Below are 13,224 nucleotides of genomic sequence, written 5' to 3' on the forward strand. Positions count from 1 at the left end.
CCAGGTATTCACGTGGGGGAACAGTTGCAACGTCAATCATTCGGTAAACTAATTACTGACGCTTCCTTGACGTTCTCTTGACCTAACGAAGGGCCGGGCTCATCGGACACGCAGACACGCTCATCGCCATGGGCGGCGCCTTCCTCGCCGCCGCCGTTCTCGCCCGCGTCGGCAGCCGCATCGGACTGCCGACCATCCCCCTGTTCATCCTGGCCGGAATCCTGCTCGGCCCGCACACGCCCGGCATCGTGCTCGTCGCCGATCCGCACGAGCTGGAGATGCTCTCCGCACTCGGCCTGGTGCTGCTGCTCTTCTACCTCGGCCTCGAATTCCACCTCGACGACCTCAAGGCCGGCGGCCGCAAGATGGCCCTCGCCGGCGGCACCTATCTCGCCCTGAACGTCGGCGCCGGGCTCGGCTTCGGCTTCGCGCTGGGCTGGGGCACCTCCGAGGCGCTCGTGCTCGCCGGGGTGCTGGGCATCTCGTCGTCGGCCATCGTCACCAAAGTCCTGGTCGACCTGGGCCGCATCGGCAATCCGGAGACCAAGCCGATCCTCGGCATCATCGTGGTCGAGGACGTCTTCCTCGCCCTCTACCTGGCCGCCCTCCAGCCCATCCTGTCGGGTGCCGAAAGCCTCTCCGCCGCGGCGGTCGACGGCGGCAAGGCCTTCGGCTTCCTGCTGCTGCTCGCGCTGGCCGCCCGGTTCGGCACCAGGGTCGTCGGCAAGCTGATCAACACCCGGGACGACGAACTCCTCGTCATCTCCTTCCTCGGCGCCGCGGTCTTCGTGGCGGGCGTCTCGGAGTGGTTCGGGGTCGCGGACGCGATCGGCGCGTTCATGGTCGGCCTGATGCTCGGCAGCACGACCTCCGGCGAACGCATCCTCAAGCTGGTCCACCCGCTGCGGGACGCCTTCGGCGCGATCTTCTTCTTCGCCTTCGGGCTCTCCATCGACCCGGGCGACCTGCCGACCGTGCTGTGGCCGGTGCTGGCCGCCGTCGCGGTGACCCTGGCCATGAACGTCGCGGCCGGGCTCGCCGCCGCGAAGGTGTACGGCTTCGGCCCGCAGGCCACGGCGAACATCTCCACCACGCTGGTGGCGCGCGGCGAGTTCGCCCTGATCCTCGCCACGATGGCGGCGGCCGCGGGGCTGGACGAGCGGCTCTCCCCCTTCATCGCGGGCTATGTGCTCCTCCTCGCGGTCCTCGCGCCGCTGGCGGCCGGGCGCTCGCACTGGCTGGCCCGCGTCCTGCCGGGCGGCCGGGGCCGGGGTGAGGACAGCGACAGCGACGACGGCGCCGGGAAGCTCGCGGTCCCGGCCTGAGCCGGCACCCGCGGCGTTCCGGGTACGGGGACGGTCCCAGGATCTTCCGTCCGGCGTGAGCCGGGCCCGATCCGGACACGAGGCCCCCGAGGCCTCCCCGTACCCGGACAGGCCGCCGTCCACGTTCCGGTGACGGGGCGACAGCTGTTGACCCGTGCCCGGTTCGAGCCGTTTGCGTACGGTTCAGGATGTGCGCGACAACAGCAGCAGCGCCCGGTCGTCGTTGACGTCCTTGGCGCATGCCTCGATCAGGTGCCAGGCCGCGCCCTCGAAGCCGGTGGCGACATAGCGGTCGGCCTCACCGGTCAGCCGGTCGATGCCGTCCGCGATGTCGCGGTCCGACGCCTCGACCAGGCCGTCCGTGAACAGCATCAGCACGTCGCCGGGGGCCAGCGAGCCCTTCACGGCGTCGAACTGCGCCCCGTCGTACACCCCCAGCAGCGGCCCCTCGGCCACCTTCTCCTCCCACTGGCCGCTGCCCGAGTGGAGCTGGAGGGCGGGCGGGTGTCCGGCCGACAGGAGTTCGTAGTCACCCGATTCGAGGTCCAGGACCAGATGGATCGAGGTGGCGAACCCCTCGTCCCAGTCCTGGCGCAGCAGATAGCCGTTGGCCGCGGGCAGGAAGCCGTGCGGGGGCAGCGAGCCGAGGAGGCCGCCGAAGGCCCCGGACAGCAGGAGGGCGCGGGAGCCCGCGTCCATGCCCTTGCCGGAGACGTCGGTGAGCACGGCCTCCAGGGTCCGGCCGCCGTTGGTGCGGGCGGCGACGACGAAGTCACCGGAGAAGGACTGCCCGCCCGCCGGGCGCAGCGCCATCTCCCGGTGCCAGCCCTGCGGCAGCCTGGGCAGGGCGCTCTGCACCCGGATGCGTTCGCGCAGGTCGAAGAGCATGGTGCCGCCGCGCCGCCACGGCACGCCGACCCTGGCCCGGAACTGGGCGAGGACCAGCCCGAAGAAGCCGCAGGCAGCGACCACCAGGACGATTCCGGGGGTCACCCGGGCCGGGCCGTCGTCGTACGGGCCCAGGCCGATCGACTCCACGATCAGGGCCGTGGCGGCGGTCGCGTACAGGCCCAGCAGGCTGGCCGGGCGCAGCAGCAGGCCGCCCGCGACGATCGGCAGGACGAGCGCGGCCGGTGAGCACCACATCGGGTAGAAGAGCGTGGCGCAGGTGATGGCGGGAATGGTCAGCAGCAGGCCGGCCAGCGCGATCCAGTCCGAGCCGTCGCCGCGGAAGTAGTCGACCCCGGATTTGCGCAGCGCGATGCGTGCCCGGTGCGCCGATTTCCGAAATCGGGCCGGGTACGAGTCTGCTCCTGCGCGACGGGCCATTGCCGGGACTTTATCCACCCGGCCGCCCGAGGTGCAGGGGGACCCCATGACAATGCGTTCGAAATCGGGTCGCCCGGCCGCCGCACCCCCTGGTAGGCATGGCCCATGACTACTGAGCTTCGTGTACTGCGTCCGTCCGAATGGAACCAATGGTTCGGGTGTCTGGAGCTGGCGTTCGGCGGGGACCCGGAGAGTCCCGAGGAGCGCGAGCTGTTCGAGCAGCTGACCGAGCACGAGCGGTCGCTCGGTATCTGGGACGGTGACGACGTGGTCGGCACGGCGGGGGCGTTCAGCTTCCGGGTCGCGGTGCCGGGCGGGGCGCTGGTGCCCGCCGCCGCGATCACGATGGTGAGTGTGGCCTCCACGCACCGCAGGCGCGGGCTGCTGACCTCGATGATGCGCCGGCAGCTGGACGACATCCGTGCGCTGGGCGAGCCGTTCGCCGTGCTGACGGCTTCGGAACCGGTGATCTACGGCCGGTACGGCTACGGCGCCGCCTCGAAGCAGATGTCCCTGACGATCGAGAAGGACCGGATCCGGCTGGACGTGCCGCCGGGCACGGACGAGGTGCGGCTGCGTCACGCGAAGGCGGACGAGGCGATGGCGGCGTGCGAGGGCGTGTACGAGCAGCTGGTCTCCGGCCGTCCCGGCGTCCCGGCCCACGGGCCCGGCTGGGACCGCAAGCCCATGATCGACCCGGTCTCCAGCAGGCAGGGCTCCTCGGCGCAGCAGTGCGTGCTGGCGGAGCGGGACGGGAAGATCGTCGGCAATGTGACGTACCACATCAAGCCGGAGTGGGAACCGGCCGGCCCCAAGGGCACCGTCGTGGTCAACGACCTGGCCGCGCTGGATCCGGCGGCGTACGCGGCGCTGTGGCGGTTCGTCTTCGACATCGACCTGATGACGACGATCGTGGCCCGCAACCGCCCGGTCGACGACGCGGTGCTGCACCTGGTGTCGGACGTGCGGCGGTGCAACATCCGGGTCCGCGACTCGCTCCATGTGCGTCTGGTGGAGCTGGGCGCGGCGCTGGAGGCCCGGACGTACCGGGGGCCGCTGGACGTGGTGTTCGAGGTGGAGGACGCGTTCTGCCCCTGGAACGCGGGGCGTTGGCGGCTCACCGCCGACGAGAAGGGCGTCGCGTCGTGTCGGCGCACCGAGGACCCGGCCGATCTCGCGCTCTCGGTACGGGAGTTGGGCTCCGCCTATCTGGGCGGAGAGTCGCTGAGCTCGCTGGGTCTGGCCGGGCGGGTGCGGGAGCTGCGGGCGGGCGCGCTGGCGGAGACGTCGTCGGCGTTCCTGTCGGACACGGCCCCGTGGCTGCCCCGGGGGTTCTAGGTTCTCCCGTCCGGATCGTGCCGGGCTCGCGGATCCGGCCCGGTCCGGACGACGGACTTCAGGGCTTCTGGCACCCCGGGCACCAGAAGAGATTGCGGGCGGCGAGATCGGCGGTGCGGATCTCGCCGCCGCAGATGTGGCAGGCCTGACGGGCGCGGCGGTACACGTACACCTCGCCGCCGTGGTCGTCGACGCGCGGCGGGCGTCCCATCGCCTCCGGCAGGTGCTCGGGCCGGACCGTGTCGATCCGGTTGTTCCGCACGCCCTCGCGCATCAGCGCCACCAGGTCCGCCCAGATCGCGTCCCACTGCGCGCGCGTGAGGTCCCTGCCGGAGCGGTACGGGTCGATCCCGTGCCGGAACAGCACCTCCGCCCGGTAGACGTTGCCGACCCCCGCGATGACCTTCTGGTCCATCAGCAGGGCCGCGACGGTGATCCGGCTGCGCGAGATCCGCAGCCAGGCCCGCTCGCCGTCCTCGTCGGTCCGCAGCGGGTCCGGCCCGAGGCGGCCGTGTATCGCGCGCTTCTCCGGACCGGTGATCAGGGCGCAGGCCGTCGGGCCGCGCAGATCCGCGTGGTGCTCCTCGTTCAGCAGGCGCAGCCGGACCGTGTCGGTGGGCGGCGGGGCCGGGGCCGTACCGAATCCGAGCTTGCCGAACAGGCCCAGGTGGATGTGGACCCAGCCGGCGCCGTCGAAGCCGAGGAAGAGGTGCTTGCCGTGGGCGTCGACCCCGGTGAGGGGGCGGCCGTCGAGCAGCGCGGCGCCTTCGGAGAACCTGCCCTGCGGGCTGCTCACCCGCACGGGCCGCCCGGCGAACCTGTCCCGGTGGTCCGCCGCGAGGCGGTGGATGGTGTGTCCCTCGGGCACGGTGGCGGCTCTCCTCGGTGGGATACGGGGGCGGACATGGCTGTGCCGCCGGGGGCACCGGCGGCACAGGTGGAGACCGGTCAGCCCTGCTGCGGGTGGTGGGCCGGGATCGGGGGGAGCTCGCCGGTCGTCTCGTACGCCGTCAGCATCTCGATGCGGCGGGTGTGACGCTCCTCGTTGGAGTACGGGGTGGCGAGGAAGATCTCGACGAACTTGGTGGACTCCTCCACCGAGTGCATCCGGCCGCCGATGGCGATCACGTTGGCGTTGTTGTGCTCGCGGCCCAGCGCGGCGGTCTGCTCGCTCCAGGCCAGTGCGGCGCGGACGCCCTTGACCTTGTTGGCGGCGATCTGCTCGCCGTTGCCGGAGCCGCCGATCACGATGCCGAGGCTGTCCGGGTCCGCGGCGGTCCGCTCGGCGGCGCGCAGGCAGAACGGCGGGTAGTCGTCCTGGGCGTCGTAGATGTGGGGGCCGCAGTCGACGGCCTCGTGGCCCTGGGCCGTGAGCCACTCGACGAGGTGGTTCTTGAGTTCATAGCCGGCATGGTCCGAGCCGAGGTACACGCGCATGTTCCGAGTGTGGCACGTGCGACGCGGGGTAGCCGCCATCGGGGTCGGGGTCCTTCGTCCGGACCGGGCCGGTGCACGCGGCGGACCTCGGGTGATCGCGATGCGCGGGCCCGGTGTGAGCGAGACCACCCGGGTGGTGGTCCTGGCAACGATTAGGTCAACGATTCGGAGGAAGGGGTTCCGCTTTTCCGGTTCGCCGGGCTTCAATGCATCACTCGCTGCCGCACCCCACTGCGGCGGCCGGACACGCAGCGCGTGATCCGAGAACGTAAGGATTCGATCCATGACGTCGCAGACGACTACGGCAGGGCCGGGCCGGTCGAACGGGCCGGAAACCCCGGACTCCCCCCACTCCCCGGACTCCCCGGGCGGACTCCAGGCGGGACTCAAGAACCGCCATCTCTCGATGATCGCCATCGGAGGGGTGATCGGCGCGGGCCTCTTCGTGGGCTCCGGCGCCGGCATCGCCGCCGCGGGACCGGCCATCCTGCTGTCGTACGCCCTGGTCGGCCTGATGGTCGTCTTCGTGATGCGGATGCTCGGCGAGATGGCCGCGGCCCGCCCCAGCTCGGGCTCCTTCTCCGCCTACGCCGACCAGGCGCTGGGCCGCTGGGCCGGTTTCTCGATCGGCTGGCTGTACTGGTTCTTCTGGGTCGTGGTGCTCGCCGTCGAGGCCACGGCGGGTGCCAAGATCCTGGAGGGCTGGGTGCCGGGCGTCCCGCAGTGGGCGTGGGCGCTGATCGTGATGGTGGTGCTGACCGCGACGAACCTGGTCTCGGTCGGGTCGTACGGCGAGTTCGAGTTCTGGTTCGCCGGGATCAAGGTCGTGGCGATCGGCGCCTTCGTGGTCGTCGGACTGCTCGCCGTCTTCGGGGTGCTGCCCGGCTCGGACAACCCCGGCGCGGGCCTCGCGCATCTCACCGACACCGGCGGGTTCTTCCCCGAGGGACCGGGCGCGATCCTCACCGGTGTGCTGATGGTCGTCTTCTCCTTCATGGGCAGTGAGATCGTCACCCTCGCCGCCGGTGAGTCCGAGAACCCGCAGCGCGCCGTCCAGAAGGCCACCAACAGCGTGATCTGGCGGATCGCCGTCTTCTACCTGGGCTCGATCTTCATCGTGCTCACCCTCCTGCCGTGGAACGACGCATCGATCGTGAAGGACGGCAGCTACGTCGCCGCCCTCAACTCCATCGGCATTCCGCACGCCGGACAGGTCATGAACGTCATCGTCCTGACCGCCGTGCTGTCGTGTCTGAACTCCGGCCTCTACACCGCCTCGCGGATGGCCTTCTCGCTCGGCGGCCGCGGGGACGCGCCGAAGGCCTTCGCCCGGACGAACAAGCGGGGCGTGCCGCAGGCCGCCATCCTGTCCTCGGTGGTCTTCGGCTTCGTCGCCGTGTTCTTCAACTACCAGTGGCCCGACACCGTCTTCCAGTTCCTGCTGAACTCCTCCGGCGCGGTCGCCCTGTTCGTCTGGCTGGTCATCTGCTTCACCCAGCTGCGGATGCGCGGCATGATCCTGCGCGAGTCGCCGGAGAAGCTGGTCGTACGGATGTGGCTCTTCCCGTATCTGACCTGGGCGACCATCGCGATGATCTCGTTCGTCCTGGTCTACATGCTGACCGACGACGACGGGCGTCAGCAGGTGCTGCTCTCGCTGCTGGTCGCGGCGCTGGTGGTGGTCATCTCGCTGGTCCGCGAGGCCAGGAGCCGCAAGAACCGCACGGCCGTGGAAACCCCCACCCATACCTGACGGCGGTTGTCAGGTTTACCGGAAAGGCTCTCCCCCGCAACGCCACCGAGCGCGCGATCGGAGAGCCTTTCCATGACCACCGCCCCCGCCGGCTTCCAGACCGGTTTCGCCGTCCGGCCCGACCTCGTCGTCGAGGCCGCCCACGCCGAGGACGTACGCACCGCCGTGGCCGGCGCCGCCGCGCGCGGGCTCCCGGTCCGCGTCCACGCCACCGGCCACGGGCTGCCCGGGGCCGTCGAGGGCGGGGTCCTGATCAGCACCCGCCGGATGGACTCCGTCGCGATCGACCCGGTCCACCGCACCGCGCGGATCGGCGCGGGCGTCACCTGGGCGCAGGTGATCGAGGCCGCCGCACCGCACGGGCTCGCCCCGCTGAACGGGTCGTCCCCGTCGGTCGGCGCGGTCTCCTACACCCTCGGGGGCGGGCTGGGGGTGCTGGCCAGGCAGTTCGGCTACGCGGCCGACCATGTGCACGCGCTCGACGTGGTGACGGCCGACGGTGTGCTGCGCCAGGTCTCCCCGGACAGCGAACCCGAGCTCTTCTGGGCGCTGCGCGGCGGCGGCCACCGGCTCGGCGTGGTGACCGCCATGGAGATCGGCCTGGTCCGGGCCGCGCGGCTGTACGGCGGCTCGGTCGCCTTCGACGGGGAGGCGGCGGGGACGGGCGCCGCCGAGGTGGCCGGCCGCTATCTGGAGTGGGCCGGGGCCCTGCCCGACACGCTGACGTCCTCGCTGGCGGCGCTCCGGTACCCCGACCTGCCGCAGCTGCCGGAGGCGCTGCGGGGGCGGTACGTGGTCTCGGTGCGGGTCGCGTACACCGGCAGCACGGCCGAGGGCGAGCGGCTGGTCGCGCCGCTGCGGGCGATCGGGCCCGCGCTCGCGGATTCGCTGCGGGAGATGCCGTACACCGACAGCCACACCATTCACAGCGACCCGCCGTTCCCGCACGCCTACTACGGCGACAGCGTGGTGCTCGGCGCACTGGACGGGAGCAGTGCCGGGCGGGTGCTGGAGCTGACCGGGCCGAAGGCCCCGATGATGACCGTGGTCCAGATCAATCACCTGGGCGGCGCGCTCGCCGTGCGGCCCGCCGTCGACAACGCGGTGCCCCACCGCGAGGCCGGGTTCCTGGTGCGGCTGCTCTCACCGCTCGACGGTACGGACGTGGCGTCGGTACGGGCCCTGTACGCGGAGGTGGCCGAGGTGCTCGCACCGGCCGCCCTGGGTCGTTCGCTGAACTTCTCCTTCGGCGGCGGGGACCGGACCGAGGGCTTCCACGACGCCCGGACATGGCAGAGGCTCGCCGGTCTGGTGTCGCGTCACGACCCGGCGAGCCTCTTCGGGGGGAGTTACGGCGTCAGCCCCGGCGGCCGATGAGCTTCCAGGCCGCGGGCAGCGCGCCCATGGCCAGCGCCGCCTTCAGCGCGTCGCCGAGCAGGAACGGCACCAGGCCGGCCGCGATCGCGGCGCTCGCCGACATGCCGGTGGCCAGCGCCAGGTACGGGACGCCGACGGCGTAGATGATCGCGGAGCCCAGCACCATCGTGCCCGCGGTGCGCAGCACGGAGCGGTCGCCGCCGCGGCGGGCGAGGCCGCCGACCACGGCGGCGGCGAGCAGCATGCCGAGGACGTAGCCGAACGAGGGGAAGCCCATTCCGGAGGTGCCCTCGGAGAACCACGGCATGCCCGCCATGCCCACCAGCGCGTACACCGCGAGGGAGAGGAAGCCGCGGCGGGCGCCGAGCGCGGTGCCGACGAGGAGCGCGGCGAAGGTCTGGCCGGTGACCGGGACCGGGGAGCCGGGGACCGGCACGGCGATCTGGGCGGCGATGCCGGTGAGCGCGGCACCGCCCAGGACCAGGGCCGTGTCGACGGCGTAACGGTTCCTGGCGGCGGGCAGCAGGTCGGCGAGGACCGCTCCGGTGCGGGCAGGGGCGGCGGCAGCAGTGCTCATCGGGACTCCGCGGGGGTGAGGGCAGGTGGGGGACAGACTGAGCCCGACGTTAGCCCACGTGTTAACGCCCGATCACCATCAGTGGCCCACAAAGCGACGACCGAGGGCTTGGTGGGGTTCGCACAAAGGGCCGTTCACAATCATGCGGCGGCGTGATGCTCGTCACTGAGGTGGGGGCGGAGAGGCTCGGATTCGGCGAGGAGCGGCCGCCGGGAGGGACTGTAGGGTCTCGCCAATTCCACGCCGGCTCCGGTCCGGACCGGAGCCGGCGGTCGTACGGGCGGCGGACCGGCCCCGGACGGGGCGGCCGTCCCCCCGTGTCCGGGTGTGCACCTTGTGTGAGCATCGTGCCCGTATAGCGGACACCGGTTCCCCGTCGGCGGTGTGCGTGCCCAGACTGTCCGCGCACCTCCCCCCACGTCTCACCTATCGAACAGAGCTTGTCCATGTCTCGGAATTCCGTGTCTCCCCCCACCGGATCCCCGGCCGCCGTCTCCGATGCCGGGGCCGACTCGGCTCTCACCCACGGGCTCAAGCAGCGCCATCTGTCGATGATCGCCCTCGGCGGTGTCATCGGCGCCGGGCTCTTCGTCGGCTCGGGCGCGGGCATCGCCGCCGCGGGCCCGTCGATCATCGTCGCGTACGCCGTCTCCGGGCTGCTGGTCATGCTCGTGATGCGCATGCTCGGCGAGATGTCGGCCGCCAACCCGGCCTCCGGCTCCTTCTCCGTGCACGCGGAGCGGGCGATCGGGCCGTGGGCGGGGTTCACCGCGGGCTGGGCGTTCTGGGTGCTGCTCTGTGTCGCCGTCGGCCTGGAGGGCATCGGCGCCGCGAAGATCGTCACCGGCTGGCTGCCCGGTACCCCGGAGTGGGCCTGGGTCGCGCTGTTCATGGTGGTCTTCCTCGGCACCAACCTGGCCTCGGTGACGAAGTTCGGCGAGTTCGAGTTCTGGTTCGCCACCCTCAAGGTCGTGGCGATCACGCTCTTCCTGGTTCTCGGCGTGCTGGCGATCCTGGGCGTGCTGCCCGGCACGGACGCCCCCGGCACCAGCAACCTCAGCGGTGCGGGCGGCTTCATGCCGAACGGCACCGAGGGCCTGGTGATCGGGCTGCTCGCCTCCGTCTTCGCGTACGGCGGTCTGGAGACCGTCACCATCGCCGCGGCCGAGTCCGAGAACCCGGTGCAGGGTGTCGCCAAGGCCGTGCGGACGGCGATGTGGCGGATCGCGCTCTTCTACGTCGGCTCGATGGCGGTCGTCGTCACGCTGGTCCCGTGGAACGACCCGAAGGTCGTGGCGGTCGGTCCGTTCTACGCGGCCCTGGACCACCTCGGGATCAGCGGCGCGGCCGAGATCATGAACGTGGTCATCCTGGTCGCCCTGCTCTCCGCGATGAACGCCAACATCTACGGCGCCTCGCGCATGGCCTGCTCGCTGGTCGCCCGCGGCCAGGGCCCGAAGCGGCTCGGCCGGATCTCCTCGGGAGTCCCGCGCACCGCGGTCCTGGTCTCGTCCGTTTTCGGCTTCCTGTGCGTGCTGCTCAGCTACTGGCGCCCCGACGACGTGTTCCCGTGGCTGCTGAACATGATCGGCGCGGTGATCCTGGTCGTCTGGATCTTCATCGCCGTCTCCCAGCTGATCCTGCGCGTCCGGCTGGAGCGCGACGCGCCGGAGCTGCTCGTCGTACGGATGTGGTTCTTCCCCGTCCTGCCGGTGCTGGCGCTCCTGGCGATGGCCGGCATCTTCTTCCTGATGCTGCGCCAGCCGGACACCCGTGACCAGTTGCTGGCGACCGGCGCCCTGACCCTGGTGCTCATCGCCATCGGTCTCGTGCGGCAGCGCCGGGCGGCGGCCCTCAAGGGCTGACGCCCGGTACGCAGGGCACGTTGAGGGAGAGCAGCGCGCCGCCCTGCTCCCCGATCCGCACCTCGCTCACCGCCGTGTTCCGCAGCTGCGGGAAGACCCGGCGGTAGGAGCCCAGAGGGATCGACAGCAGTTCGCACAGCACCAGCCGCAGCAGGGTGTTGTGCGCGACGACGAGCACCCGCTGCCCCGGGTGCCCGCGCGCGATCCGGCGCAGCGCCGCTGTCCCCCGGGCCGCCGCGGTCCGGGGGTCCTCGGCGCCGGGAAAGGGGTGGGCCACCGGGTCGGCGCGGTACTCCCGGGCCCGCTCCGGCTGCTCGGCCGCGAATTCCGCCAAGGTGCGCCCCTCCACCTCGCCGAAGTCGCATTCGCGCAGCTCGTGTTCGCGCCGAGGGGTGACGCCCAGCGCCTCGCACGCGGGGCGCGCGGTCTCGATCGCGCGGCTGACCGTGGAGGTCCAGATCGCGTCCACCTCGCTCCGGGCGGCCCACGCGCCCAGCTGCCGGGCCTGGCGGCGGCCCTCGTCGGTGAGGGCGATGTCGCTGACCCCGGCGTAGCGGTTCTCCGCGTGCCAGACGGTCTGGCCGTGGCGGGCGAGGAGCAGGGTGGCCGGACTCCCGGTCATGGCTTCTCCGTTCGGGTCCAGGTGGTCGCGCATGGTCACGGCCGCTCCGTCCGGGTGCGGGCGTGGGCGGCGACCGGGCCGGGGAGCCAGCCGCGCCGCTCCAGTTCGTCCACCAGCGTGAGGTAGGGCTCGGTGTACCACGCCGTCCGCACCGGGTGCGGGTGCAGTACGTGGCGCAGCCGCACCATCGCACCCGCCGTCCCGATCAGGCTGGTCCCGGTTCCCGCACCGTACGCGGCGAGGATCGCCATGCCGAGGGCGGGCTCGCTGTACTGCGGGATGGCCACGGGCCGGCCCAGGATGTCGGCGCGCAGCCGGCTCCAGTAGCCGCTGCGGGCCGCGCCGCCGGTGAGGGTGAGCCGGCCGTAGTTCTGGGCGCCGAGCAGGTCGAGGTAGTCGAAGCAGAGCCGTTCGACCAGGCCCACCCCGGTCAGCAGGGCCAGCCAGTGCTCGGCGTCGGAGGCGGGCTCGCCGAGCAGGAAGCCCGTGGCCTCCGGCGCCACGAAGGGGAACCGCTCGCCCGTCGCCACCAGCGGGTACGCCACCACCCGCACCGGTTCATGAGCGCGGGCCAGCGCGTCCATGCGGATCGGGTCCACGGCCGGGAAGGCGGCCGTCAGCACCCCGCCGCCGACCCCGGAGGCGCCGCCCGGCAGCCAGGCCCCGTCCGGCGCGCGATGGTTGTAGACGACCCCGGCCGGGTCCTCGACCGGGGACGAGGTGACCCCTTTGAGGACCAGCGTCGTGCCGAGCACCGAATTCCAGGAGCCGACGTTGAGCGAACCGGAGGCGAGCTGCGCCGCGCACCCGTCCGTCATCCCGGCCACGAGGGCGGTGCCCGCCGGAATCCCGGTCTCCTCGGCCGCCGCCCGCCCCACCTCGCCGATCCGGGTCCCCGGCCGCACCACGTCCGGGAACAGCCCGTCGGGCAGGCCCAGCTTCCCGAACCTCCGTCGCGGCCAGTCGTCCCGCTCCAGGTCGTAGCCGGTCTTCAGGGCGTGGCTGGAGTCGGTGGGCAGCGGCTTCCCGGCGAGCCGCGCCAGGACCACATCGGCCTGGTGCATCACCCGTACGGCCCCGTCCGCCCCTCCCCCGTACTCCCGCAGCAGCCACATCGCCTTGGGCAGGGCCCAGCTCGGCGGGGCCCCCGCCCGGGCCGCCTCCGCGACGGCCCGCCCGTCGTCGTACATCACCCCCGGGGTCAGCGGCCGGCCCTCCCGGTCGCCGAGCAGCACGGTGCCGGAGGTGGCGCAGACGGCGAGGGCCCGCGGGGCGGGGCAGTCGCGCAGCGCCTGCCGGCTGGCCGCGCACAGGGCCGTCCACCAGTCGAGGGGCCGCTGCTCATGCCGTACGCCGTCACGTCTGCCCGTGAGCGGTGCCGAGCCGCTGCCGAGGATCTCGCCGCGGTCTCCTGCCACCACCGCCCGGACGCTCTGCGTGCCGAGATCGATGCCCATCCACATATCGGTCCCCTCTGTGAACTTCTCACTCTGCACCGAGAATTTCCGTTGCGCGAGGGATTGACGGCCAACTTCGGTTGTTCCAAGCTCTGTTAACCAGTCGATTCAACGTGTGAACGGGCCCCCCACCCATCTCCGGCC

11 protein-coding genes are annotated in these 13,224 nt (G+C 72.0%); 5 read left to right on the forward strand and 6 right to left on the reverse strand.

The window, feature by feature from the left end:
• The first annotated feature begins 128 nt into the window (after positions 1–128).
• Positions 129–1,325 carry a cation:proton antiporter gene (locus AB0D53_RS14805; RefSeq protein WP_362445281.1) on the forward strand — a complete coding sequence of 399 codons (1,197 nt, stop codon included), beginning with the start codon at positions 129–131 and terminating at the stop codon, positions 1,323–1,325.
• A 183-nt stretch (positions 1,326–1,508) separates the two neighbouring features.
• Here the strand turns inward: AB0D53_RS14805 and AB0D53_RS14810 are convergent, their stop codons facing one another.
• Positions 1,509–2,654: a PP2C family protein-serine/threonine phosphatase gene (locus AB0D53_RS14810; protein ID WP_362445284.1), complete on the reverse strand. Its 1,146-nt coding sequence runs from the start codon at positions 2,652–2,654 to the stop codon at positions 1,509–1,511.
• A gap of 105 nt (positions 2,655–2,759) precedes the next feature.
• On the opposite strand from AB0D53_RS14810, the gene AB0D53_RS14815 reads away from it, so the two are divergent.
• Positions 2,760–3,992: a GNAT family N-acetyltransferase gene (locus AB0D53_RS14815; RefSeq protein ID WP_362445287.1), complete on the forward strand. Its 1,233-nt coding sequence runs from the start codon at positions 2,760–2,762 to the stop codon at positions 3,990–3,992.
• A 58-nt stretch (positions 3,993–4,050) separates the two neighbouring features.
• Here the strand turns inward: AB0D53_RS14815 and AB0D53_RS14820 are convergent, their stop codons facing one another.
• Entirely contained in the window at positions 4,051–4,860 is an 810-nt protein-coding gene (locus AB0D53_RS14820) for a DNA-formamidopyrimidine glycosylase family protein (RefSeq protein ID WP_362445290.1), read from the reverse strand.
• Positions 4,861–4,940: 80 nt separating this feature from the next.
• The gene (locus AB0D53_RS14825) at positions 4,941–5,429 is read right to left on the reverse strand and encodes a ribose-5-phosphate isomerase (RefSeq protein WP_362445293.1); all 489 of its coding nucleotides are present in this window, start codon (positions 5,427–5,429) and stop codon (positions 4,941–4,943) included.
• Between the two features lie 283 nt (positions 5,430–5,712).
• On the opposite strand from AB0D53_RS14825, the gene AB0D53_RS14830 reads away from it, so the two are divergent.
• Positions 5,713–7,182 (forward strand): amino acid permease, encoded by a 1,470-nt coding sequence (locus tag AB0D53_RS14830; protein WP_362445296.1) that lies wholly within the window; start codon positions 5,713–5,715, stop codon positions 7,180–7,182.
• A 72-nt stretch (positions 7,183–7,254) separates the two neighbouring features.
• Positions 7,255–8,559, forward strand: a complete 1,305-nt coding sequence (locus AB0D53_RS14835) for an FAD-dependent oxidoreductase (RefSeq protein ID WP_362445299.1) — start codon at positions 7,255–7,257, stop codon at positions 8,557–8,559.
• On the opposite strand, the gene AB0D53_RS14840 is transcribed toward AB0D53_RS14835, so the two are convergent.
• A complete protein-coding gene (locus AB0D53_RS14840) occupies positions 8,540–9,136 on the reverse strand; it encodes a biotin transporter BioY (protein ID WP_362445302.1) in 597 nt (198 codons plus the stop codon). The genes AB0D53_RS14835 and AB0D53_RS14840 overlap by 20 nt on opposite strands.
• A gap of 446 nt (positions 9,137–9,582) precedes the next feature.
• On the opposite strand from AB0D53_RS14840, the gene AB0D53_RS14845 reads away from it, so the two are divergent.
• Complete coding sequence (locus tag AB0D53_RS14845; protein ID WP_362445305.1) at positions 9,583–11,001, forward strand: amino acid permease; 1,419 nt, start codon at positions 9,583–9,585, stop codon at positions 10,999–11,001.
• Here the strand turns inward: AB0D53_RS14845 and AB0D53_RS14850 are convergent.
• Together AB0D53_RS14850 and AB0D53_RS14855 are read right to left on the reverse strand one after the other, a co-directional pair.
• Positions 10,991–11,623: a histidine phosphatase family protein gene (locus AB0D53_RS14850; protein WP_362445663.1), complete on the reverse strand. Its 633-nt coding sequence runs from the start codon at positions 11,621–11,623 to the stop codon at positions 10,991–10,993. The two genes, AB0D53_RS14845 and AB0D53_RS14850, sit on opposite strands and share 11 nt — an antisense overlap.
• A gap of 35 nt (positions 11,624–11,658) precedes the next feature.
• Entirely contained in the window at positions 11,659–13,086 is a 1,428-nt protein-coding gene (locus tag AB0D53_RS14855) for an FGGY family carbohydrate kinase (RefSeq protein ID WP_362445308.1), read from the reverse strand.
• Positions 13,087–13,224: the final 138 nt, after the last annotated feature.

Source organism: Streptomyces sp. NPDC048295 (genome assembly GCF_040652135.1).
Taxonomy (GTDB): domain Bacteria; phylum Actinomycetota; class Actinomycetes; order Streptomycetales; family Streptomycetaceae; genus Streptomyces.